The organism is Janthinobacterium sp. GW823-FHT03B06, from assembly GCF_058796955.1.
Genome location: NZ_JBXAJE010000002.1, coordinates 764,615 through 788,262 on the forward strand (window position 1 = coordinate 764,615; position 23,648 = coordinate 788,262).

General features: G+C 63.8%; 19 protein-coding genes. 7 read left to right on the forward strand and 12 right to left on the reverse strand.

Translation table 11 applies throughout. From position 1 onward, the window contains the following. Positions 1-43: 43 nt before the first annotated feature. The 3 genes from AC1RBA_RS09450 (at position 44) to AC1RBA_RS09460 (ending at position 4,313) form a co-directional block, all read left to right on the forward strand. Positions 44-2,242: an OsmC domain/YcaO domain-containing protein gene (locus AC1RBA_RS09450; protein WP_492417854.1), complete on the forward strand. Its 2,199-nt coding sequence runs from the start codon at positions 44-46 to the stop codon at positions 2,240-2,242. Between the two features lie 15 nt (positions 2,243-2,257). Next, entirely contained in the window at positions 2,258-2,905 is a 648-nt protein-coding gene (locus tag AC1RBA_RS09455) for a 2-hydroxychromene-2-carboxylate isomerase (protein ID WP_492417856.1), read from the forward strand. 157 nt (positions 2,906-3,062) lie between these two features. Continuing rightward, a complete protein-coding gene (locus AC1RBA_RS09460; RefSeq protein ID WP_492417858.1) occupies positions 3,063-4,313 on the forward strand; it encodes a hypothetical protein in 1,251 nt (416 codons plus the stop codon). Positions 4,314-4,345: 32 nt separating this feature from the next. On the opposite strand, the gene coaD is transcribed toward AC1RBA_RS09460, so the two are convergent. From coaD to AC1RBA_RS09485, 5 genes are all read right to left on the reverse strand, one after another. Further along, positions 4,346-5,494, reverse strand: a complete 1,149-nt coding sequence (gene coaD, locus AC1RBA_RS09465; protein ID WP_492417860.1) for a pantetheine-phosphate adenylyltransferase — start codon at positions 5,492-5,494, stop codon at positions 4,346-4,348. 96 nt (positions 5,495-5,590) lie between these two features. Continuing rightward, entirely contained in the window at positions 5,591-6,922 is a 1,332-nt protein-coding gene (locus AC1RBA_RS09470) for an ATP-binding protein (protein ID WP_492418136.1), read from the reverse strand. A gap of 2 nt (positions 6,923-6,924) precedes the next feature. Next, on the reverse strand, positions 6,925-7,584 hold the full coding sequence (locus AC1RBA_RS09475; protein WP_070221454.1) for a response regulator: 660 nt from the start codon (positions 7,582-7,584) through the stop codon (positions 6,925-6,927). A gap of 73 nt (positions 7,585-7,657) precedes the next feature. Then, positions 7,658-9,175, reverse strand: coding sequence for a Do family serine endopeptidase (locus AC1RBA_RS09480; RefSeq protein ID WP_492417862.1), 1,518 nt, complete (start codon positions 9,173-9,175; stop codon positions 7,658-7,660). Between the two features lie 247 nt (positions 9,176-9,422). Continuing rightward, complete coding sequence (locus AC1RBA_RS09485; protein ID WP_121670224.1) at positions 9,423-9,887, reverse strand: Hsp20 family protein; 465 nt, start codon at positions 9,885-9,887, stop codon at positions 9,423-9,425. A gap of 208 nt (positions 9,888-10,095) precedes the next feature. Between AC1RBA_RS09485 and AC1RBA_RS09490 the strand changes: the two genes are divergently transcribed. Beyond that, positions 10,096-11,979, forward strand: a complete 1,884-nt coding sequence (locus AC1RBA_RS09490) for a M61 family metallopeptidase (protein ID WP_492417864.1) — start codon at positions 10,096-10,098, stop codon at positions 11,977-11,979. A 70-nt stretch (positions 11,980-12,049) separates the two neighbouring features. Beyond that, positions 12,050-12,400: a hypothetical protein gene (locus tag AC1RBA_RS09495; RefSeq protein ID WP_034783462.1), complete on the forward strand. Its 351-nt coding sequence runs from the start codon at positions 12,050-12,052 to the stop codon at positions 12,398-12,400. Between the two features lie 198 nt (positions 12,401-12,598). On the opposite strand, the gene AC1RBA_RS09500 is transcribed toward AC1RBA_RS09495, so the two are convergent. The 4 genes from AC1RBA_RS09500 to imuA all read right to left on the reverse strand — a co-directional run bounded on the left by AC1RBA_RS09500 (position 12,599) and on the right by imuA (position 16,341). Further along, positions 12,599-13,357, reverse strand: coding sequence for an alpha/beta hydrolase family protein (locus tag AC1RBA_RS09500; RefSeq protein WP_230505687.1), 759 nt, complete (start codon positions 13,355-13,357; stop codon positions 12,599-12,601). A 70-nt stretch (positions 13,358-13,427) separates the two neighbouring features. Next, positions 13,428-14,132 carry a glutathione binding-like protein gene (locus AC1RBA_RS09505; protein ID WP_492417867.1) on the reverse strand — a complete coding sequence of 235 codons (705 nt, stop codon included), beginning with the start codon at positions 14,130-14,132 and terminating at the stop codon, positions 13,428-13,430. 81 nt (positions 14,133-14,213) lie between these two features. Then, positions 14,214-15,701 (reverse strand): Y-family DNA polymerase, encoded by a 1,488-nt coding sequence (locus tag AC1RBA_RS09510; protein ID WP_492417869.1) that lies wholly within the window; start codon positions 15,699-15,701, stop codon positions 14,214-14,216. Further along, on the reverse strand, positions 15,631-16,341 hold the full coding sequence (imuA, locus tag AC1RBA_RS09515; RefSeq protein ID WP_492417871.1) for a translesion DNA synthesis-associated protein ImuA: 711 nt from the start codon (positions 16,339-16,341) through the stop codon (positions 15,631-15,633). Before imuA ends, AC1RBA_RS09510 begins: the two co-directional genes overlap by 71 nt. Positions 16,342-16,547: 206 nt before the next feature. On the opposite strand from imuA, the gene AC1RBA_RS09520 reads away from it, so the two are divergent. Then, entirely contained in the window at positions 16,548-17,813 is a 1,266-nt protein-coding gene (locus AC1RBA_RS09520) for a putative Na+/H+ antiporter (RefSeq protein ID WP_070221461.1), read from the forward strand. Between the two features lie 51 nt (positions 17,814-17,864). Here the strand turns inward: AC1RBA_RS09520 and AC1RBA_RS09525 are convergent, their stop codons facing one another. From AC1RBA_RS09525 to AC1RBA_RS09535, 3 genes are all read right to left on the reverse strand, one after another. After that, positions 17,865-19,898, reverse strand: a complete 2,034-nt coding sequence (locus tag AC1RBA_RS09525) for a GNAT family N-acetyltransferase (protein WP_492417873.1) — start codon at positions 19,896-19,898, stop codon at positions 17,865-17,867. Positions 19,899-19,976: 78 nt separating this feature from the next. Then, on the reverse strand, positions 19,977-21,191 hold the full coding sequence (locus AC1RBA_RS09530) for an MFS transporter (RefSeq protein WP_492417875.1): 1,215 nt from the start codon (positions 21,189-21,191) through the stop codon (positions 19,977-19,979). 288 nt (positions 21,192-21,479) lie between these two features. After that, complete coding sequence (locus AC1RBA_RS09535; RefSeq protein WP_492417877.1) at positions 21,480-22,703, reverse strand: extracellular catalytic domain type 1 short-chain-length polyhydroxyalkanoate depolymerase; 1,224 nt, start codon at positions 22,701-22,703, stop codon at positions 21,480-21,482. 239 nt (positions 22,704-22,942) lie between these two features. On the opposite strand from AC1RBA_RS09535, the gene AC1RBA_RS09540 reads away from it, so the two are divergent. Beyond that, positions 22,943-23,527: a PRC-barrel domain-containing protein gene (locus AC1RBA_RS09540; protein WP_070221465.1), complete on the forward strand. Its 585-nt coding sequence runs from the start codon at positions 22,943-22,945 to the stop codon at positions 23,525-23,527. Positions 23,528-23,648: the final 121 nt, after the last annotated feature.

Consider the following 23,648-nt stretch of genomic DNA (forward strand, 5'->3'; position numbering starts at 1 on the left):
GGATAATAGCGCCTAACTCATAAGCACAGTATTGGATTACCTCATGGAAATTAAAGTCAACTTTCTCGACAAGCTGCGTCTCGAAGCCAAGTTCGACGATTTTACGGTCATCGCCGACCAGCCCATCCGCTACAAGGGCGATGGCTCGGCGCCTGGCCCGTTCGATTACTTTTTGGCATCGTCGGCACTGTGCGCCGCGTACTTCGTGAAGTTGTATTGTGATACGCGCAATATTTCCACGGAAAATATCCGTCTGTCGCAAAACAATATCGTCGATCCGGAAAACCGTTATCAGCAGATTTTCAAGATCCAGGTCGAGCTGCCGGCCGATATCTCGGCCAAGGACCGCCAGGGCATCCTGCGCTCGATCGACCGTTGCACGGTGAAAAAAGTGGTGCAGACGGGCCCCGAGTTCGTCATTGAAGAAGTCGAAAACCTGGATGCTGATGCCCAGGCCTTGCTGGCCCTGAATCCGGCGCCGGGCGCGAATACCTATATCGTCGGCAAGGATTTGCCGCTGGAACAGACCATCGCCAATATGTCGGGCCTGCTGGCGGGCCTGGGCATCAAGATCGAAATCGCCTCGTGGCGCAACATCATTCCGAACGTGTGGTCGCTGCATATCCGCGATGCGCATTCGCCCATGTGCTTTACCAACGGCAAGGGCGCAACCAAGGAAAGCGCGCTGGCGTCGGCCCTGGGCGAGTATATCGAGCGCCTCAGCAACAACCATTTCTACGCGGGGTCGTTCTGGGGCAACGACATCGCCAACGCGGATTTTGTCCATTATCCGAACGAGCGCTGGTTCAAGCCGGGCCGCAAGGATACGCTGCCGAAGGAAATCCTCGATGCGTACACCCTGGGCATCTACGACCCCGATGGCGAGCTGCGCGGCTCGCACCTGATCGACACCAATTCCGGCAATGCCGAGCGCGGCATCTGCTCGCTGCCATACGTGCGCCAGTCCGACGGCGAGACCGTGTATTTCCCGTCCAACCTGATTGAAAACCTGTATGTCAGCAATGGCATGAGCGCCGGCAATACTTTGGTCGAAGCCCAGGTGCAATGTCTGTCGGAAATTTTCGAACGGGCCGTCAAGCGCGAAATCATCGAAGGCGAGATCGCCCTGCCCGACGTGCCGCAGGAAGTGCTGGCGAAATACCCGGGCATCCTGGCGGGCATACAGGGGCTGGAAGAACAGGGTTTCCCCGTGCTGGTGAAAGATGCGTCGCTGGGTGGCGTGTACCCGGTGATGTGCGTCACCCTGATGAACCCGCGCACGGGCGGCGTGTTTGCCTCGTTCGGCGCGCACCCGAGCCTGGAAGTGGCGCTCGAGCGCAGCCTGACGGAATTGCTGCAGGGCCGCAGTTTCGAAGGCTTGAACGACTTGCCGCAGCCGACGTTTGCCAGCGAAGCCGTCACCGAGCCGAACAACTTCGTCGAACACTTCATCGATTCGAGCGGCATCGTCTCGTGGCGCTTTTTCAGCGCCAAGGCCGATTACGATTTTGTCGAATGGGATTTTTCTGGCCACGGCGAAAACTCGAATGCCGAGGAAGCGGCGACCCTGTTCGCCATCCTCGCCGACATGGGCAAGGAAGTGTACACGGCCGTGTATGACCAGCTGGGCGCCACCGCCTGCCGCATCCTCGTGCCCGGTTATTCCGAGGTGTATCCGGTCGAAGATTTGATCTGGGACAACACCAACAAGGCGCTGCTGTTCCGCGCCGACATCCTGAACCTGCATCAGCTGGACGATGCCAGCCTGGAAGACTTGCTCGACCGGCTGGAAAACAGCGAACTCGACGAGTACGGCGACATCGCCACACTGATCGGCATCGAGTTTGACGAAAACACGGTGTGGGGCCAGCTGACGACCCTGGAATTGAAGCTGCTGATTCATCTCGCCTTGCAGCAATTCGAGGAAGCGAAGGAATTGGTGGAAACGTTCCTGCAGTACAACGACAACACGCTTGAGCGCAAGCTGTTCTATCAAGCCTTGAACGTGGTGCTGGAAGTGGAACTCGATGACGAACTGGAGCTGGACGATTACGCCGTCAATTTCCGCCGCATGTTTGGCAACGAACGCATGGACGCGGTGCTGGGCTCGGTAGATGGCAGCGTGCGCTTCTTCGGCCTGACCCCGACCAGCATGCAGCTGGAAGGCCTCGACAGGCACCAGCGCCTGATCGACAGCTTCAAGAAACTGCACGCGGCGCGCGCCAGGGCGGCTGCGGCCTGACCTGGGAGCGATACCATGGCGGCACTGGAATTCTGGTTCGATTTCGGCAGCAACTACAGCTACCTGAGCGCCATGCGCATCGAAGCGCTGGCGCGTGAAAAGCAGGTCCCTGTGATCTGGAAACCCTTCCTGCTGGGCGTCGTCTTCAAGGCGCTGGGCTGGGAGACGTCGCCCTTCATCCTGCAAAAACTCAAGGGCGATTACATGTGGCGCGACATGGCGCGCCAGTGCGAAAAGTACGGCTTGCCATGGCGGCAACCGGGCACCTTCCCCCGCACGGCCCTGCTGCCCATGCGCGTGGCGCTGATCGGCGCGGACCAGGGCTGGATTGCACCCTTTGCGCGCCGCATGATGGCGATGAATTTCGCCGCGGACCGCGATATCGACAACACCGAGGCCGTCAGCGAGGCTTTGCAGGAACTGGGCCTCGATGCACGCGCCATCCTGGCGCTGGCTTTGACACAGGACAACAAGCTGCGCCTGCGCCGCCAGACTGAGCAGGCACAAGCACTCAAGCTGTTCGGCGCCCCTAGCTTCATCAGTGACGGTGAACTGTTCTGGGGCAACGACCGGCTCGAGGATGCGCTGCAGCATGCGGCGGGCATACGGGCAGGCGGTAGCGCCGGCTTGGTCGCTTCCCTCTACTCGCTGGGCCAGCAATAGACGCTGTACGCCAGGGCGGCCTTGGGCGAGCTTGCCCTGGCCGCAATCGGCTCCTGCATCCTGATCGGCAAACCCAGGGCGGAATCAATCCCTTACGGTGAACTTTCACCGGAGTGCGATGACAAACCATATTCCGATGACAACCTGGAGCATACCCATGGACAAGGAACTGAGCAAACAAATCATCGCGGCGGCCAATAGCGATGCACTGCTGCACGCAGCCCAGCAGCGCGCGGCTGCGGAGCTTGGGCTGAAAAACGCACAGCCGCCGCTGGAGAAAGGTTGCGCGGCAACATTGAGCGCACTGCTGATCTCTGCAGGCGTGGATATCCCCCTCACCTTGGGCGCGGGACACCTGGCGCAACGCCTGGGCGGCAGCGGCAGTCAATCGCGCCGCTGGCAGCGCATCGGCGTAGGAGAGCAGCAGGCCGGCGATGTCGGCGTCACGTATGACCTGAAGAAGCCGCCTGGCGCCGACCACATCTACCTCGTGGCGGAACGCCTCGACGCCGATGCCATGCGCATCGCCGACAACCAGCAGGCGCAGACCCATACACGCTATGCCTCAGGCAAGGACAAAACACGCACCGAGTATTTCCTGCGCCCCAGCGATCCAGACATCGCCACCGCCCCGCTGACGGCACCGGCCTTGCCGCTGCCAGCTGATGTGCCCGCCCAATTGCCGGCCCAGTTACAAGCAACAATACTGGACATTGCAGCCCATTCCGAACTGGCACGTTACGACTGGCCCGAGCGCGGCATCGCGCCGGCAGGCTACATCAAGGGCATGGCCCTGGCATTTGCCAAGGCATACCACAACTGGCAAGAAAACGATGCCACGGCCGTGGCAATGGCCGCGGCCGCACATGGCAACGACAACGACGATGCGCTGGACTGGTATGGCGGACAATTCGCGGCCTTGGGGATGCGGAATGACAAGGATGGCGCCGATACCCTGCGGCACTTATATGTGCTCCTGACCGGCCTGGGCATGCGCGAAAGTTCAGGCCGCTATTGCGAAGGCCGCGACAAGAGCGCCAAGAATACGGCAGCCAGCACGGCCGAGGCGGGACTGTTCCAATCCAGCTATAACCTGATCGGGCACTCGCGGCTGATGCGCCAGCTATACGCGTCGTACACCAACTCCACGGAACTACTATCGGTTTTCCAGGAAGGCGTGCATCGCAGGCCCGGCGATCTGGAAAATCATGGCGTGGAAAAGGATGGCCTGGCGTTCCAGCAACTATCCAAATCCTGCCCCGCCTTCGCCGTCGAACTGGCGGCCCTGGGACTCAGGCAGAATCGCCACCATTGGGGGCCCATCAACAACCGGGAGGCGGAACTGCGCCTCGAATGCGACTGGATGCTGCTGCAGGTACAACATGCGGTGAAGCGATCCACGCAATAGACGCGGGCGGCGGCAAACGCCCGCGCATCGGATCAGCCGCCCGCCAGCGCTGCGATCTCTTTCTGCATGTTGTCAATCGCCCGCTCGTTGTACTGGTCGGCGAAATACGCATCGCCAAACAGCTGGCCCGCCTGCGCCTTGGCGCACAGGTGCTGCAGGGCCAGGCCCCGCTGTTCGTTGAAACGCGCGGGGTCCACGTGCGCGTATTCTCTTCCGATGGCTTGCGTGTAGGCGTGGTACACCTCGTCATCCTGCCCGAGGATGGCCAGGTCGGCGCTGAGCATGGCGTCTTTCAGCGCGTGGCTGATGCCGGGACCCTGGAAATGGTCGGTGGCGCGTATCAATTGCGCCACATCCTGATTATCGCCCGCATCGAGGCCGCTGGCCAGCCACAGCTGGGCGCTCGCCTCTTCGCTGGAATACAGTGCATCGTCATCGTGGCTGTAGACGGCGTCGTGGAACCAGAACGCTTTCTTGACCAGCGCGCTGTCGCGCTTGGGCGCATAGGTATTGTCGGCCCACACGCGGATTTCGGACAGGCCGTGCACCAGGTGGTCGAGATTGTGATAGTGGCGGTCCGCGCCGCCATACGCCTGCGGCCCCGTCAGGTGGGCGAACCAGTGATCCGCCAGCGCGATGTCGGCCTGCGAGGCGGTCGCGTAGTGCCACAACGCTTCCCACTCCTTGCGCAGGCAGTCGAGTATCCATGCCTGGTAGGCCGGACCGGGAACGAATTTCTTCATGGTCCAGTTCCAGCCGACAGGCCCTTCCAGCGCCTTGACGAAGCTGGAACTGACGGAGCCGAGGTCGCGCGGCGGCATGACGAAGATGGTCTTGGCGCCCTGCAACACGTCCACGTTCGTTTGCTGGATCAGGTTTTCATAGTCGAAATCGGCCGTCGTGCGGATGCCGCGGATCAGGTAGTCGCAGCCGTGCTTTTTCGCCGCGCGCGCCGTGTAGTCGCCCTTGACGATGACCACCTGCACATTGTCCCAGCCGCACTCGCGCGCGCTCTGCTCGATGATGCGCTTGCGGTCTTCGGCGGGAAATTGGGGACGCTTGGCGGGGTTTTGCGACAGGAACACGATCACCTCGTCGGCGAGCGAACGCGCTTCGCCGATCACCCACATGTGGCCGTTGGTGATGGGGTCGAGGGTTCCTGAAAATCCGATTCTCTGCATGCTGCGCTCCGTGGTCTGGTTCTGCTTGTTTCGCAGACAATATAGGGCCACGGCGCGCGCGTCAATGCAACATGCCAAAGATGACGATTAAAACGCTCATTTCACGGCTTGCGGGAATTCCACGCGCACGCACAGGCCGCCCAGGCGCTCGGATTTGTCGAGCACCAGGCGCGCGCCATGGCGCTCGGCGATGGCCTTGATGATGGCCAGGCCCAGGCCGCTGCCGTTGGCGTCCGTGCCGGGCACGCGATAGAAGCGGCTGAAGACGCGCTCGCGCTCTTCGGGCGGGATGCCGGGGCCGCTGTCTTCCACCGATAACGTCACGCCGACGGGGCTGGCGCGCAGGTCGATGTCAACGGTGCCGCCCTGCGGCGTGTACTTGATGGCGTTGTCGACCAGGTTGCGCAGCATGATGTTGAGCGCGTCGGCCTGGCCGGCCACCTTGGCCGCATCCATGTGATGCAGGCCCAGGTCGATCTTGCGCGCCTGCGCGATGCCGGCCATGTCGCCCAGCGCGCGCTTGACGACGTCGTTCAAGTCCACCGCCTGCAGCTGGTCGCCGCTGGCGGCGCTCGCTTCCTGGCGCGCCAGTACCAGCAGCTGCTCGACCAGGCGCGTGGCCCGCTCGATGCCGGCGCTCACGCGGCTGATCGCCAGGCTGCGCTTTTCCTGCGATTCGGCCCGCTCCAGGCTCAATACCTGCAGTTTCAATGCCGCCAGCGGCGTGCGCAATTCATGCGCGGCGTCGGCAACAAAGTGCTGCTGGGCGTCAAACGCCGTCTTGACACGGCCGAACAAAAGATTGAGCTCATGCACCAGGGGCCGTACTTCGTCGGGCAAGCCCGCTTCCGAAACGGGTGACAGATCGTCCGCCTGGCGCGCCGCCACCTGCTTGCGCACGCGCGAGACGGGCGCCAGCGAACCGCTGACGACCCACCAGACGACGAGCATCAGGATAGGCGCCATCAGGGCAATCGGCCCCACCGTGCGCAGCGCAAGGCTGCCGGCCATGCGCTTGCGCACGGCCATGTCCTGGGCGATCTGCACGGTCTGGGAACTGGTTTGCACGGAAAAGATGCGGTAAGTCGTGCCGTTGGCTTTCACGTTCGAAAAGCCCAGCACGGCGCGCTGCGGCAGTTCCGCGCGCGTGATCGAACGGAACACCTGCACGCCGTCCGGCGTCCATACCTGCACCACCATATCGTTGTTGACGGGGTCGGCCGGCAAGGCTTGCGCGTGGTTGGCCAGCGGCGCGCCGGAGCGCAGCGACAGGGCCATCTGCTGCATGTGGTAATCGAAAATCTGGTCGGCGTCGTACAGGGCGCTGCGGTAGGCGATCGACGCCTGCGCCAGGGCCGCCATGATGATGGCCGCCAGCAAAAACCACAGCAGGCGGCCGCGCAGCGAGTGCGTCACCGTAACCTTCATCCTCATGCCTTGGGCACCATGTAGCCGAGGCCGCGCACGTTCTGGATCAAGTCGCTGCCCAGCTTCTTGCGCAAGCCATGGATATACACTTCCACGGCATTGCTGTTGACTTCATCTTTCCAGCTGTACAGCTTTTCTTCCAGCTGCGCGCGCGACAGCACGATGCCGGGGCGCGCGATCAACGCTTCCAGCACGGCCCATTCGCGCGCCGACAGGTTGACGGGATGGCCTTCGGCGATCACTTCGCGCGTCAGCGGATTGATGGAGACGCCCTGGTGCTCGAAGACCGGTTCCGGCCGGCCCGAGGCGCGCCGCAGCAGGGCGCGGATGCGCGCCAGCAGTTCGTCGAGGTCGTACGGTTTTAATACGTAATCGTCGGCGCCCGCGTCGAGGCCGGCGATGCGCTGCTCGACGGCGTCGCGCGCCGTGGCGACCAGCACGGGCGTGTCGAGCTTGCGCAAACGCATCGAGCGCAGCACGTCGAGACCGTCCTTGCGGGGCAAGCCCAGGTCCAGCAGCACCAGGTCATAAGTCTGCGTCTGCAGGGCCGTGTCGGCCATGTCGCCATCCTTGACCCAGTCCACCGCGTAATGCTCGGCGCGCAGCAAGTCGAGCACCACCTCGCCGATCATCGTGTCGTCTTCTACCAGCAATAGCCGCATGGCCGCTCCTTTTTTATTTATTTGCCCCATAGCGGAAGGCTGGGGTCAGACCCGGCGGGTCTGACCCCGGTATTTACCCCAGCCGCACGGGAATGAAGATCTTATCGGGGCCGCGCTGTATCAGCAAGGCCACCGACTTGGCGGATTTTTCCACCACGTCGCGCACCTGCTCGACCGTGTTGACGGGACGGCCATTGACCGACAATAGCACGTCGCCCGGCTGCACTCCGGCATTCGCGGCGGCACCGCCCGCGTCTTCCACCAGCAGGCCGGCGCTGATGCCCGCCTCGCGTTTTTCATCCGATTGTAACGGACGCAGGGCCAGCCCCAGCTTTACCTTGCCGGCGGCGCTGTCGCTCTTCGCCACGTCGGCCACCTTGTCGGCTGCATTGCCCAGGGTTGCCGTCAGGCTGACGATCTTGCCGTCACGCCAGACATCCATGGTGATCTTGTCGCCTGGCAAGGAGGTACCCACCAGCGCCGGCAAGTCGGCCGAACCGATGATGCGCTGGCCATTCACCTTGCGCACGACGTCGCCCGATTTCAGGCCCGCCTTGTCGGCCGGGCTGCCCCGTTCGACGTTGGCCACCAGCGCGCCTTCCGGCGTGGCCAGCTTGAACGAGTCGGCAAAGCCCTGGTTGACTTCCTGCACCGTCACGCCCAGCTTGGCGTGGCTGGCCTTGCCCGTGGCGACGATCTGGTCCTTGATGCGGCCGGCCAGGTCGATCGGGATGGCGAACGACAAGCCCTGGAAGCCGCCCGTCTGGCTGTATATCTGCGAATTGATGCCGACCACTTCGCCGCGCGTGTTGAACAGCGGACCGCCCGAGTTGCCGGGGTTGACCGCCACGTCCGTCTGGATGAACGGCACATTGCTGTCGTCGGGCAGGGAACGGCCCTTGGCGCTGACGACGCCGGCCGTCACCGTGCTGTCAAAGCCGTAGGGCGAACCGATGGCCAACACCCATTCGCCCACTTTCAGGTCGCTCGAATGGCCGAGCGGCACGACGGGCAGGTTATTGGCGTCGATTTTCAGCACGGCGATGTCGGTCTTCGGGTCTGTGCCGAGCACCTTGGCGCGGAATTCGCGGCGGTCGTTGAGCTTGACGGTCACTTCGCGCGCATCGCGCACCACGTGAGCATTCGTCATGATGACGCCGTCGGGGCTGACGATGAAGCCGGAACCGAGGCCGTGCGTGGGCACGTCGCGGCCGCCCCGCTGCCCGCCTTGCGGGCCCTGGAAGCGGCGGAAGAATTCAAAGAAGGGGTCGTTGCCGAAATCGTCGCTGCCGGCCTGGGCCGATGGGTCGTAGGCCACCTTGGTGCTGCCCGTGACGCTGATATTGACGACGGCCGGGCTGTTGCGCGCGGCGATCTGGCTAAAGTCGGGCAAGGCCACCAGCGGCGCGCTGGCGGCGGGCGCCACGGCCGCAGCCACGGGGGCGGCGGGGGCGCCAGCGGCGGCGGCATTCGCGCCGGCATTATTCTGATGCACCACCATGGCGCCGCCGGCGCCCAGCACACCGATCGCGGCCAGCGCGGCTACGGTGCGTTTGATTTTCAGGGATGCGGTATTCGTTTGCTGTTCCATGAATTGCTCCTCATTCAATGAGATTTTGATGTATGCAATAGTGGGCCACGAGTCTTAGGCGGTGCTTAACATTTTTCCATTTGGAAACAGGCATTTGCGCCTTTAAGCAGGGTTTAATCTTGCGTGCCGCATGACAATCAATGGAAGCCCGAACGGGCTCCGGACGTGACACTGGCCGGATCAACCGGCCAGTATTTTACTGCATGAGAGAAGCTAGCCCGGGCGCCCTAGGGGCGCCGCGATCAGATCAGGCTGCCTGGCGCTGTTCCAGCACACTGACGGTATCGCTGCCGGTGCCGCTGCCGATCTCGATCTTGCGCGGTTTCAGCGCTTCCGGCACTTCGCGCACGAGGTCGATGGTCAGCATGCCGTTTTCAAACGTGGCGCCCGTGACCTTCACGTGGTTGGCCAGCTGGAAACGCTGTTCGAAATCGCGGGCAGCGATGCCGCGGTGCAAGAACGTGCGCTCGACGCCATCTTTCTGCTTGCGGCCCGTGACGTGCAGCGAGTCGCGTTCGGTGATGATGTCGATCTCTTCGCGCGAGAAGCCGGCCAATGCCATCACGATACGGTATTTATCTTCCGACACCAGTTCGATGTTGTAAGGCGGATAGCTCGGTTGCGCATCGGCGCGCTGTTCGTTGAGCAGCTGTGCCAGGCGGTCAAAGCCGATGGCGGAACGATACAGAGGAGCAAGGTCAAAAGTACGCATGATAAATATCCTTTTCAAATGAAGCGATAAGAGGGGCGGACCTCACCATGAGCATCCGCCTGTTACCGATATACGGCCTCTCCACTCCCTTTCAAGGCCTTGAAATTGGCGTAAAACGCCCCAGACGGCCTCAAATTTGTAAGAAATTTTTACAGAATGCTAGACTCGGCCTTTGTCCTCCCCGCCGCCCCGTCCCATGCCCCGCTCCATGCCCTATTCCCGTGCCGTCCTGTCCCTGTCCTTCTCGCTTCTCGTTTCCACTGCGGCCCAGGCCGCCTCGCCCACTGCTCCCCCCATCGTGCTGCATGTGGACGCCAGCAACGTGGCGCAGCAACTGTTCAGCATCCGCGCAAGCATTCCCGCCGCGCCCGGCAAGCTGACCTTGCTGTATCCGCAATGGGTGCCGGGCAACCACGGCCCCAGCGGCCCGCTGAACCAGCTGGCCGGCCTGCGCCTGTCCGCCAATGGCCAGCCCCTGGAGTGGCGGCGCGACCCCGTCAATATGTTCGCTTTTCACCTCGACGTGCCGGCCGGCGCCACGGCCGTGGAAGCGCAATACCAGCTCCTTTCGCCCGTCGACACGAGCCAGGGCCGCATCACCATGACAAGCGCCATGCTGGGCGTGCAATGGCATGCGATGACCCTGTATCCGGCGGGCCGCGCCGCGCGCGACATTCTCGTGCAACCGAGCCTGACCCTGCCGGCCGGCTGGGAATTTGCCAGCGCCCTGGAAGTGCGCGCGCGGGCGGCCACGCCGGCCAGCCAGCAAGTCGATTTCGAGCCGCTGGACCTTGACACCCTGGTCGACTCGCCCGTCTTTGCCGGACGCCATGTCGAGCGCATCGACCTCGACCCGGGTGCCAAGGTGCCCGTGCTGCTGAACGTGATGGCCGACAGCGCCGACAGCCTGGAGGCGTCGCCGCAGCAAGTCGAGCAACACCGGGCCATGCTGCAGCAAGCCTACAAATTGTTCGGCGCACGCCATTACCGCCACTATGATTTCCTGCTGGCATTGAGCGACGAGTTCGGCGGCATCGGCCGCGAACACCTGCAGTCGAGCGAAAACGGCGTCAAGCCCGGCTATTTCAGCGAGTGGGACAAGAACGAGGCGGGCCGCGTGCTGCTGCCGCACGAGCTGGTGCACTCGTGGAACGGCAAGTTCCGCCGTCCCGCCGGTCAGGGCACGCCGGATTTCAACACGCCGCTGCAAAACAGCCTGCTGTGGGTCTACGAAGGCCAGACGCAATATTGGGGCAATGTGCTGGCGGCCCGTTCCGGCCTGGTGGCGCCAGCCAACATGCGCGACCTGTTCGCCGCCACGGCAGCCCATTACGACGTGATGCCCGGGCGCAGCTGGCGCACCATGCAGGATACGACGAACGATCCCATCATCAATGGCCGGCGTCCCATAGCCTGGAGCAGCTGGCAGCGCGACGAGGATTACTATATGGAAGGCGCGCTGATCTGGCTCGACGTCGACACCACCATCCGCGCACTGTCCCGCGAGCGCCGCTCGCTGGACGACTTCGCCCGCAGTTTCTTTGGCATGCAGGATGGCAGCACCACGCCCCTGCCCTACACCTTCGAGGATGTCGTCGCGGCCCTGAACGCCGTGCAGCCGCACGACTGGGCCGCCTTTTTGCGCACGCGCCTGGAGAGCCACGGCCCCGGCGCACCGCTCGATGGCCTGGCCCGCGCCGGCTGGAAACTCGTCTACCGCGACACGCCGACGCCCTTCCTGAAAGCGAATGAAGAGCGCAGCAAGAGCACGGACCTGAGCTATTCGCTGGGTTTGACGATCGACAAGGATGGCAAGCTGGGCAAGCTGCTGTGGGACGGCCCCGCCTTCCAGGCAGGTTTGTCCGGCAACACGACCTTGCTCGCCGTGAATGGCACGGCTTACACGCCCAAGCTGCTGAAGGCGGCCATCCAGGCGGCCAAGGCCAGCCCGCAGCCGATCAACTTGCTGGTCAAAAAGGGCAAGCAATTCCAGACGGTGGCGCTCGACTACCACGGCGGCTTGCGCTACCCGCAACTGGAACGCATCGCCGGCACGCGCGACCGCCTGTCGGCCATCCTGCAGGCGCGCTGAGGCGGAGATTGCCCGGCGATTTTGCGCCGCGCCCCCTATGCGGGGCCGGCTTTTGGTGTATGCTGGCGGCATGAACAATGACACCGACATCCAGCTCAGCGGCCCCTTCAAGGCCACCGACGGCTCCGGCCGTGCCCATGACATCAAGGCCATCCGCATCTTCGACGAAGGCTACGGCATCATCGACGTCTACGTCGACTTCGCCGCCCCGCTCGAAGCGGGCGCCTACAAGGACAAGACCTTGGTCGGCCACATCCTGGCCCGCCTGCGCAGCCTTGGCTACGTGGGCCCCGACTTCGGCCATGGCGACCTGGGCTTGCAAGACAAGAAACTGATCGTCCTGGAAGCGCCCGAGGAATTTTCCGCCTTTGCCGTCAGCAAGGGCTGGAAGGATCTTTCGGCCGAATTTGACGAAGACTGAGAACACCTGACCAAATCTACTGCGCGTCGCGCTTTGCGGCCGGCGATGCTCACCGTGCTTTAGCACGGCTGCGCTTCTCGGCCACAAATCACTGCCGCTCGCTACGATTTTGTCAGGTGTTGTAAAGTACCAATAGTATCTGCGCCGCGCCAGCCTCTGCTGACGCGGCGTTTTTCATGGGCGACCGCTTAGTTCAGCTTAGTTGATATAACGCGCGCTCCACGCGGCGATGACATTGGCGACATAGGCCGCATCATCGCGCCCCGTCAATAAGTGGTCGGCATCGTCGAGCGAGACGAAGCTTTTCGGGTGCTTGGCTGCCGTAAAGATATCCATCGCGTTCGACAGGCTTACCGTCGTGTCGTTCGGCGCGTGCATCACCAGCAGGGCGCGGCGCAGGCCGGCGATGTGCTCCTTTAAACTGTGGCTGCCAGCGTCGTCGACGAATTGCTGGCGGATGCGGAAAGGCCGCCCTTCCAGCTGCACCAGCGCTTCGCCTTCGGCGGCGATTCGCTCCAGATGCTCGCTGAACATGCGCGTCACGTAGGCGGGCGTGCTCGGCGCGGCCAGGGTGGCAATGGCGGTCGCTTCCGGCACGTGCGCGGCGGCGGCCAGCACGGCGGCGCCGCCCAGGCTGTGGCCGATCAGCAATTGCGGCGCAGCATGTTTTGCCCGCAGGAAATCGGCGGCCGCGACCAGGTCGTCCACGTTCGACGAGAAATTCGTGGCGGCGAACTCGCCTTCGCTGGCGCCCAGTCCCGTGAAGTCGAAGCGCAGCACGGCGATGCCGTGTTCCGTCAAGCCTTGCGCGATGCGCCGCGCGGCCAGCACATCCTTGCCGCAGGTAAAACAGTGGGCGAACAGCGCGTACGCGCGGATGGCGCCGTCGGGCGCGTCGAGGCGCGCCGCCAGCACATGGCCGTGGGCGCCGGGAAAATCTTGCCGGGTGGATTTCATTGTCTCAGATCAAAGCTGCCGCGCAGCGCGGCCGATGGCGCATTGTAGCGCCGCCCGGCCGCCGCCTGTTTTAACCACGCTTGGGAATATCCACGCCCCTGGCAACGGCTGGCCTGGCCAGGAACGCGTCCAGCGCGCGCTGCACGTTCGGGAAATTATCAAAACCGACCAGGTCGCCCGCGCCATAGAAACCCACCAGGCAGCGCACCCACGGGAAGATGGCAATGTCGGCAATCGTGTACTGACTGCCCATGATCCAGTCGCGGCCCTGCAGGCGCTGCTCGAGCACGCCCAGCAAACGCTTCGCTTCGCCCAGGTAGCGTTCGAGCGGACGCTTGTCTTCGTATTCCTTGCCGGCGAATTTGTGGAAGAAGCCCACCTGGCCGAACATGGGGCCGATACCGCCCATCTGGAACATCAGCCATTGGATGGTTTCATAGCGCAGGCCCGCGTCCTGCGGCAGGAACTTGCCCGTCTTTTCCGCCAGGTACAGCAGGATGGCGCCCGACTCGAACAGGGCCAGCGGCTTGCCGTCGGGACCGTCCGGGTCGAGGATGGCGGGAATCTTGTTATTGGGATTGAGGGACAGGAAGGCGGGCGACAGCTGGTCGTTTTGCTCGAAGCTGACCAGGTGCGGCTCGTACGCCAGGCTCAGCTCTTCCAACAGGATCGAGACCTTGATGCCGTTCGGCGTGGGCAGCGAGTACAGCTGCAGGCGCTCGGGGTGCCGGGCAGGCCATTTTTGGGTGATGGGGAAGTCGGAAAGCGGTACCATGGATATCCTTCATTTCAATTAAAGACGCGACGCAAGAAAGCAAGTATAGCCAAGCATGGCCGTTTCAGCAGGACAGCCCTTTCATCCAAACAAGCCATGCAAAAACCAGCGCGGCGCGGCGTCTTCTCCGCTGCCGGCGATGCGTTCGCGGTAGACCCAGTAGTGGGCGTGGTCGAGGCCTTCCGCAATGAAATAATCGCGCGCCTGCGACTGGCCCCACCAGCCCGCTTCGATGCGCTCGGCAACGGACACCATTTTCAAGGGCGAGCCATAGAAGGGCCGGTGCTCGCGCATCAACAGGGCAATGGGCTGGGCCAGCAGCCAGCCGGGACGGGGCATGCCGGACAAGCCGGGCGGCAAGTCGGGTGGCGCGTTCTTGCCACTGCCCCTGGCCGGCAGCGGCAGCCACTGGTTGGCCGCCTCGGGGCGGTAATCGGCGCGCGGTGCGGCCTGCAAGACATTGTCTGTGCCCAAGCGCGCCACCAGCAATTCCAGCAGGCGCTGACGCTCCTGCGGCGTGCCGCCCGGCTCGGGGAACAGGCTCTCGCTGGGCGGCGCCATCGCTTGCACCTGCAGCGCTTCCAGGCTCAAGCCGATCACGGGCGCCTCCAGCGCCAGCTGCGCCAGGCGTTCCTTGAGCAAACGCACCAAGTGCTCGTCGCGCCAGACGGCTTCGCCCAGCGCCAGATCGATGACGGTGGGCGGGCGCGCCACCCTGCCCCGCTCGTGCGCCAGCAGCAGCTGTATGCGCTCGACGGCAAATTGCCGCGCGCACAGCCAGCCCGTCATTTGCTGCAGCAGGCGGCGCGCGCCGAACAGCAGCGCGTCGGCGTGCTCCACGCGGTCGAACAGTTCCAGGCTGGCGCGGAACGTGGGCGGCGCCTCGAGCCAGACGAACAGTTCCGTGCTGTGGCCATGCGCGTCGTCGAGCATGTCCAGCAAGGCCCCGCCGCAGCGGCGCTGCAAGCCGGGCCGGGGCAAGTGGCGCAACTGCCCCAGGGTGCGGCAGCCGATGCCCTCGAACCAGTCGAGCCAGGGGCGCGCGGGCGGCAGCAAGGCGCACGGCAGGCCATCGAGGCGGCGCACCAAGCTGGCCATGCTCAAGGTCCGGCCCCGGCGCGTACCGGCGCGCGCCAGCAGCCAGGCACCGCGTGCCGTGGGGGCGCACGACAGCTGGGCCGTGTAGCCGAGCGCGCGCAAGCTGGCCGCGATGTGCCGGCACAGGGCGCGCACGCCGCCGAACAGGCGCAGGCTGGCGCCCGCGTCGACGAGCAGGGTCGCTTCCTCGCCCTGCGCCACCAGCGGCGAATATTGCAGCAGCGCCAGCGCCACCGCCTGCAGGGCCTGCGCTTCCAGCTCGGGCGAGCGCTCGTGCAAACGCGCCTGCGGTGCCAGCATCAGCGCGCCCGCGCGGCGCATGCCCGGCCGGATGCCGGCCGCCAAGGCCAGCGGCGACACGGCCATCACTTGCTCCTGCTCCAGCACCACGCCGAGGCTGTCAGCCGACCAGCGCGGGCAAAACACTTCGAGCGGGAGCCGGGGCAGGCACAGGCCGATCCAGAGTCGCATGGCGCAGCAGTAAAGAAGGAGGTTGCAGGGGCAGGAACAACGGCGCGTCGCGCTGCGGTCCCCGGCGCTTGATGAAGCCGATTTCAATGCCGCCGGCGGCCGGACGCACGGACAGGCGCAGCGGCGCGGGCGACGCATCCTGCGCGCCGTGCAAGGGGCGCAGCATGCAGAACAGGGTGTTGCCCGACTGCGCCGCCAGGTGCAGCCGGCGCAGGCTGTCGGCGCGCACGTGCGATTGCCAGAACAGCAGGGCGCCGCACGTGCCGCTGCGCAAGATGTTCTCGGCCGCCCACAGGGCATCCTTGCTGCCGGTGCTTTTGAGCCACAGCAATTGCGACGGCGCCAGCCCCTGCGCGGCCAGGGCCAGCGCCTGCGGCGGATGGGGCGGCTGCAGCAGCACGATGGGCAAGCCCGGCAGCTGCGCCAGCGCGGGCGCCAGCAGCCGCAATTCGCCGCTGCCCGGCTGCTGCACCAGCAGATCGATGAGGCTGCCGCTGGGCCAGCCGCCGCCGGGCAGCTGCGCCGACAGGGCGGCAAAGCCCGTATCCAGGCAGCGCGCGGCGCCCTGGCCCAGCTGCGACGCACGCCACAGGGACGGGTGCAAGGCTTCCGGCGACGCCATCAATTGGGAATGTTGCATAATTGAATATCAAGATGAATACTGTATGCATATACAGTACTATCCGGACCCGCTTTTGGCAAGGCTTATCTGCGCAGCGCCTGCCCGCAGGCCGCTCCGCCATGTCCGAAAAACCCCGTTTCTGGCATCGATTGCTGTACCATAAGCACTCTCCTTACCGCTCGGCAATGCACCGGGCGGCTTCCTCCGTCCATAAGGAAACGCATTTGACCACCATCCAACTCATCAGCGCCATCGTCTTCGGCCTTGCGCTCATCCACACCTTCGCCGCCAAATCGTTTGAAACATTATCGCGGCGCCACCCCCGCCATGCGGGCTTGCTGCATCTGCTGGGCGAAGTGGAAGTCGTGTTCGGCTTCTGGGCCTTCATCCTGATCATCATCATGGCCTTTGTCTCGGGCAGCGATGCGGCCATCGAGTATGCCGAGTCGCGCCATTACACGGAACCGCTGTTCGTCTTTGTCGTCATGGTCGTGGCCGCCTCGCGCCCCGTGCTCGACGCCGTGCAGCGCCTGTTGAAAGGCGTGGCGCGCGTGATGCCGCTGCGCACGGAACTGGCCCTCGTCTGGCTGGGCCTGGCGCTCGTGCCCCTGACGGGCTCCCTGATCACGGAACCGGCCGCCATGACCCTGGCCGCGCTGATGCTGGCGCCGCAAATCTTCCGTCCGGGCATTCCTGAATGGCTGAAATACGGCGCCTTGGGCGTGCTGTTCGTCAACGTTTCCATCGGCGGCACCCTCACCTCGTATGCGGCACCACCCGTGCTGATGGTGGCCACCACGTGGAACTGGGACAGCGCCTTCATGGCCACCCATTTCGGCTGGAAAGCCGCCATCGCCGTGCTGGTCAACGCCACGGGCGTGAGCATTTTGCTGCGCAAATATCTGCACAGCAATACCTCCGACATCAAGCCGAAAGCCGGCGAAGTGGAAGCGCCGAAAGTACCGCTGGCCGTCAGCCTCGTGCACATGATCGTGCTGGCCGGCGTCGTGACCCTGGCGCATCATCCCGTGCTGTTCATCGGCCTGTTCCTGTTCTTCCTCGGCTTCGTGCAGGCGTATGAACGCTATCAAAGCCCGCTGATCCTGAAGGAAGGCTTATTGGTCGGCTTCTTCCTCGGCGGCCTGGTGGTACTGGGCGGCATGCAGCAATGGTGGCTGCAACCGATCGTCTCGAGTCTGAAGCCGCTGGCCCTGTTCTTCGGCGCCCTGGGCTTGACGGCAATTACCGACAATGCAGCCCTCACCTACCTCGGTTCGCTGATCGTCGGCATGACGGACGAAGCGAAATACATGCTGATGGCCGGCGCCGTGGCCGGCGGCGGCCTGACCGTCATCGCCAATGCGCCGAACCCGGCCGGCGTGGCCCTGCTGCGCCGCGGCTTCAAGGATGAATCGATCGGCGCCGTCGGCCTGCTGGCCGGCGCCCTGCTGCCGACGGCCGTGGCGGGCCTGGCCTTCCTGGCCTTGTAAGCACCCTCGCGGGGCGGCTGCCGGCCGCCCCTGCTCTCCCTCAGTTTCCCCTCAGTTTCCCTCATACACGAGGAAATGCAGCCGGTCATAGAACAGGCTGTAGGCATAGTCGAACGTGCCCACGCTGCGAAAACCCTTGTGCAGATACACTTGCAGCGCTTCGCTCTTTTCCCACACCGTCAGGGTGATGCGCGCGCAGCCCTTGCGGCTGGCCAGGTCGCGGATCTCATGGAACATCTGCCTGAATAAACCCTGGCCCCGGTATTTCTCGTCGATGGCCAGGCTGCTGACGAAACAGTCGTCGGCGCGCGCATGCGCCAGCACGAAGGCGTCATACGCATCGTCGAGCGCCTTCATGTCATCGCGGTAATATGACACGGCGCCGCAAGCCTGGAACTCGTCCATCGTCGCGGCCGTGAAAAAGCCGATGAAGCGCTCGTCCTCGTCATGCAGGCCGTGGATGTGCGCCAGATACGGATCGATGTTTTGCCGCCGCTGCAATTCGACGAACTGCAGATTGAGTTTATTGCCGAACGAGCAGTATTCCAGATAGCTGGTGGCAAACAGCAGTTTGGCCATGCGGTTCTTCGCCTCGTCGCCCAGCAGTTCACCTGCCACCAGCTTGAGCGGCGCATGCGACAGCAAGCCCGCCTGCGCCTCGTCACCTGGCGGGGCGGCCTCGCTGACGGCCAGCATGCGGCTGCCGTGGCGGCCGACGGTGGGGCGCCAGAAATTGCCGGCGGCAATATGCTGAGAACGGTGGGCCAGCAGGTAGCGGCAAAAGACGTCATTTACGCGATCGAGCTGCGGATCGCTTGAGAGCACCGAGTAATAGTGGAAGTGATCGATGTCCGCCCGCAGCTGGGCCGCATACGCCATGCGCGGCACTTCCTCGATGTCGAACACGTCGACGATGTCGGGCAGGCGCAAAGGATCATCGAGTTGCCAGTCGATCTCGTCGAGCCGCGCCACGCAGCGCGCATACGCGCGCCGCTCTTCGTCGCTCAAGGGGATGTGCATGCCGGTAATGATATCGTCCAGCAAGCGCATGCCGCGGATGCCGCCCGCCACCGCTTCGCGCACGCCGTCATACAGCACGCAATAGCGCTGGTAGAACTCGGCATGGCTGAGCAGGGTCACGCCCAGATTTTTCTTCCATTCCGCATAGAACTGGCCGAACAGCTGCGCCTCGAATTGCGGACAGGAACGGGGAATCTGCGCATCGATGCCCGCATAGGCGAGGTTCACATTACGCTGGATCACGCGCAACGCGGCGTCGTTTTTCTTGGCGATCAGCATGCCCGTTTCATCGAGAAACAGATTCATCCAGCTGACATGCCGGCGCTCTTCGCTGTCATCACTCTTGCGCTGGAAATAGTCGGGCACTTCCGGCTTCATCAGGAAAATCGTCGCCGGATTGTGCGGGATCGTATCGACGTCCATGTACATGCCGCCGTATTCGCACATGATGAGGATGCGGAAATAATCGGACAGGGTGGCGAAGTAGCGCTGCGTATGCAGGGTGTCGAGGATGTCGAAGCGGGCCGGTGCGAAATCGAGCGCCAGCGCGCGCAGCGAGTTGATGTGCAGGGTCGTGCCGCCGATGGCGTAGCGGCCTATCGTGTAACGCCCGGCGCCGCCCGTGGGGCTGAAGCGTTCGTCATTGCGCAGCTGCTGCGCCTCCCACACCCACAGGATGGAGACATACGGCGCGCCGCCGTTGTGCCGTACTTCTTCCAGCGCCGCGCCCCACTGCCCGATCGCGTCAAATGCGATGGCCGGCAACGGCCCGCCCATCCAGATGCGGTGCAGGTAGCGCTCGTCGTCACCGAGGGCGCGCGTGGGGATGCAGCTGAGCGAGGAACAGCTTGCCGCATTGAAATGGTTAAAGTTCAGACCGACGAAGCTGCGCAGGGCGGCGATGCCCGCCTGGTGTTCCGCGGCCAGTTGTTCCAGATCAATGCCAGGGGGCCGCACATCGGCCAGAGTGATGTAATCGAGCTTCAGCCGGTTGATGCGGAACTCGTATTCCAGGTTGAAAATCTTTGCTTGATCGTGTTTTGAGGCCAGGTCATCTATTTTCATGGGCGCACCATTTTCCGCAGGAGAGTGTCAATAAACGTCGCAGGGGGTAAAACAAGGTCGAGAACATGCGCTGCGCCATCAGTGCCGGGCCAGCCGCACCTCGCTTTCCCGGCGCTCCGCCATGCCCCGCGTAAACAACAGCAGGCAGGCGGCGATGACCACGATGACGGGAATATTCAGCAGCGCATACGTCTCGAGCGCATAGCCGAAGCGCTGGCACAGCACGTTGTACAGCTGCAGCCAGGCGGACAGATAAATGCAGTACAGCAAGCTCATGGCGGCCGTCGTCAATGTCATCGACTCCTTGCTGGCCGTGATCGCGCTGCGGAGCAAGGCGCCGTTGAACAGGCCAAAGCCGATGGAATAGACAAACATGCAGGCCGCAAACACATCGACGTGATGGCGGCCCGCGCCGGCGCCCAGCATGCCGGCGGCCGCGATCAGCCCGCCCATGCGCAGCAGATGGACGAGGGGAAAATCCTGGCGCAGGCGCTGGATGGCGATGCTGCTGAGGACAAAGCCCGACAGAATCACGCATTGCAGCGCGATATAGGTGGCGTAGGACGCGCCCATTTCCTGCAGCACGAAGATGGGCGAAAAGCCGATCCAGGCCGTCAGGGGCACGGTGGCCAGGCCGGCCGTGAACATGCCGAACATGAAGCGCCCGTTGCTGAAAATGGCGCCATAGCTGCGCACGATGGCGGCAAGGTCCAGGCGCGTGACCGTCGGCGCCGCGCGCGGCATGGTCTTGAACAGGCCCAGCAGAGACAGCAGCGCCAACAGGCCGGAGAGGAAAAACACATAGCGCCAGTCCAGCCGGCTGATGATGGCGCTGCCGAGGATGGGACCGGCCAGGGGCGCAAGGATGGTGGTGCTCGACAGAATACTGCTGAGCTTGACGGCGGCCATGTCGTCGAACAGTTCATGGATCATGGCATAGCCGACGAAGATGAAGCAGCAGCCCATGCCCTGGATGAAGCGCACGGCGAGAAATTGCTCGATCGAGGCGGTCAATGGCACGGCCAAGGTGGCCAGCAGGAACAAGGCATTGCCGGTCAACACCAGCTTGCGCTTGCCGATGCAGTCGGCCAATGGCCCCAGGAAAATCTGCAGGGAACTGCCGCCCAGCAAATACAGGCTCAGGGACAGGGGGACAAACTTTTTCTCCGCCTGGAACTCGTCGACGATGCCCAGCATCGCCGGCATGATCATGTCGTTCGACAGATAGATGTTCAGTTCGAAGACGAGAAAAAACGCAAAAAACCACAGCAACTGCTTGGACTTGATGGACATGGCGCGTTCCGTAACGTGGGTGGCTGCCGTCAGTGCATGCCAGCCGTCAGGGCATGGGACGGCGGACACATCTCACACTGAAAACGTGTACCAATTGTATACCAATTAGTATTTTTAACGCTGATTTTTGTGTTTTTTAAATACCGCAGCAATACCACTTACGATAATTCCATGGCATTGCGGGAATGGCGCCTGCCCTGAAAAGGGCGCGCCAGCATGCCGGCGCGCTGGCGCGGGCATGCCGGGAAGGGAAAAACGATGCGTACCAGTGGGTGCGCGGGGAGCCGCTTACCGGCGGCGGTGGCCGGCGAAGAAATCGAGCAGCATCTTGCTGGCGTCGGGCTTGGCCTTGTCGTTGAACGGCAGGCTGGCGTCGCCGCCGCTCCACGCGTGCTCGAGGTGCTCGATCTGCGCCACGCGCAGCAGCACCTGCTTGCCCACCTGATAATCGTGCAGCGCATAGGCATGGGCCGGATTGCGCCCGCCCGCAGCGCCGCCGGGCAGACGCTGCGCCGTTACCAGCGTGTCGGCGGGCATGCGGTTCACACGCACGCTCTGGCGTACCAGCTGCGTCTGGTTAATGGGACGCACCACCTTGTCGGACAGCCCTTGCAGCAGGATGGTGGGCAGGCGGGGGAACGCGGGCTGGCGCGCCAGCACTTCATCGATGGCCGCATCGGCGCGGGCAGCAGCACCATGCTGCATCACGCCCAGCGCGCCGATCAGGTTATGGCCGGCGCCAAACACAGGGCCCGAATGCAGGCCCAGCGCGGCGAACAGATGCGGGTGATTCAGGGCCACGATATGCGCCATGCCGGCGCCGGCGGAAATGCCGCAGATATAGATGCGCGCGCGGTCGATCGCATAGCGGGCCGCCACCTGCTCGATGGCGCCGACGATCAGGCGCACATCGCCGCCGCCCTCCTGCGTCAGCTTGTCGTACCACTTCCAGCAGCGGCGCGCATGCGCGCGCAGCGATTGCTGCGGATACAGCACGGCATAGCCCTTGCGCTCGGCCAGGCGGTTCATGCGCGTGCCGTCGGCAAACTGCGTGGCGCTCTGCTCGCAGCCGTGCAGCATCACCAGCAGCGGCCGGCCACGGCTGCGCAGGGCGGCGCTCGGCGCTTTTTCGGGCAGGTACAAAAAATAAGGCAGGCGCCGTCCGGGCAACTGCCCCAGTTCCGCCAACGGCGCGTAGTGGGCGGCCAACCACTTGCCCGGCGGGGGCGCCGTTCGCTTGCGCACGCGCGGTGGCGACAGGGGCGTGGCAAACGGCGCCAGCGAGGGCACGGCGTCGCTGGCGGGCCTGGCGCGCGGCGTCGGCCTGGTCTTGGCCTTGGTGTTGACCACGGTCTTGACCACGGTCTTGACCACGGGCTTGCTGCGGGGTTTGGCCCTGGGCTTGGCCGGCACGGGGCCGAACAGCACCTTGGCCAGCTTGGTCGCCGTGCGCTGCTGCGCCTTACCGGCGCGCAATAGCCCACGCAGCCATTTGGTGGCGGGCTTTACCATGGCGCGCGGCGCGCATGTCGTGGTGGAGCGTACCGCAAGTTCATCCCTCTGCATCGTTGCATCGTCAGCATGCGCGGCCTCCTCCGTAGAATGCATAGAGTACCGCAATTGAGCCACGGCACCGTACGTTTGCGCACGAATAAAAGTGCCCCAGGCACCATTGAGGCAGATCAAACGCGAACAGGTGCGTAAGCTTAATCTGCATGTTCGATCAGCATTTCACCAGAGGAGAGAACACCATGAGCTATCTGGACCGCGACATCCTGGGCATGTACCGCAACCACGACGGCCCGGGGCCAGCCCTGATGGGGGCCGACACCCTGATCGGGGACGAAGTCTACAATCACAACGACGAGGAGCTGGGTGACATCAAGGAAATCATGCTCGACATGCGCACCGGCCAGATCGCCTATGCCGTGCTGTCGTTCGGCGGTATCCTGGGCATGGGCGACAAATTGTTTGCCGTGCCCTGGGAACGCCTGACCCTGGACACCGTCAACAAGCGCTTCCTGCTCAACGTGGATAAAGACCTGCTGAAAAATGCTCCCGGCTTCGACAAGAACAACTGGCCCGACATGGGCAGCGATGCCTGGAACCAGCAGATGGAAGCGTTCTATGGCAGCGGCACGCGCTACAGCAGCGGCGCCATGGCCGGCAGCCGCATGCCATCGGGCAGCGACCTGCGCGGTGGCGCCAGCCTGCAATCGGGCAGCGAAGGCAGCCTGTCCGGCAGCTCCATGAGCGGCAGCCGCGCCGGCACCAGCAGCCAGAGCGGCTCGCGCTCATCGCTCAGCGACGATGATCTCAATAAAGATAGAACGTAGATCGGGCAGGTCGGACAGGTCGCACTGGTCGGGTAGGTCGGGCAGGTCGGGTAGGTCGGATTAGCGGCGCAGCCGCGTAATCCGACACCACCAGCGACACCGTTAACAGCAGCGCACCATC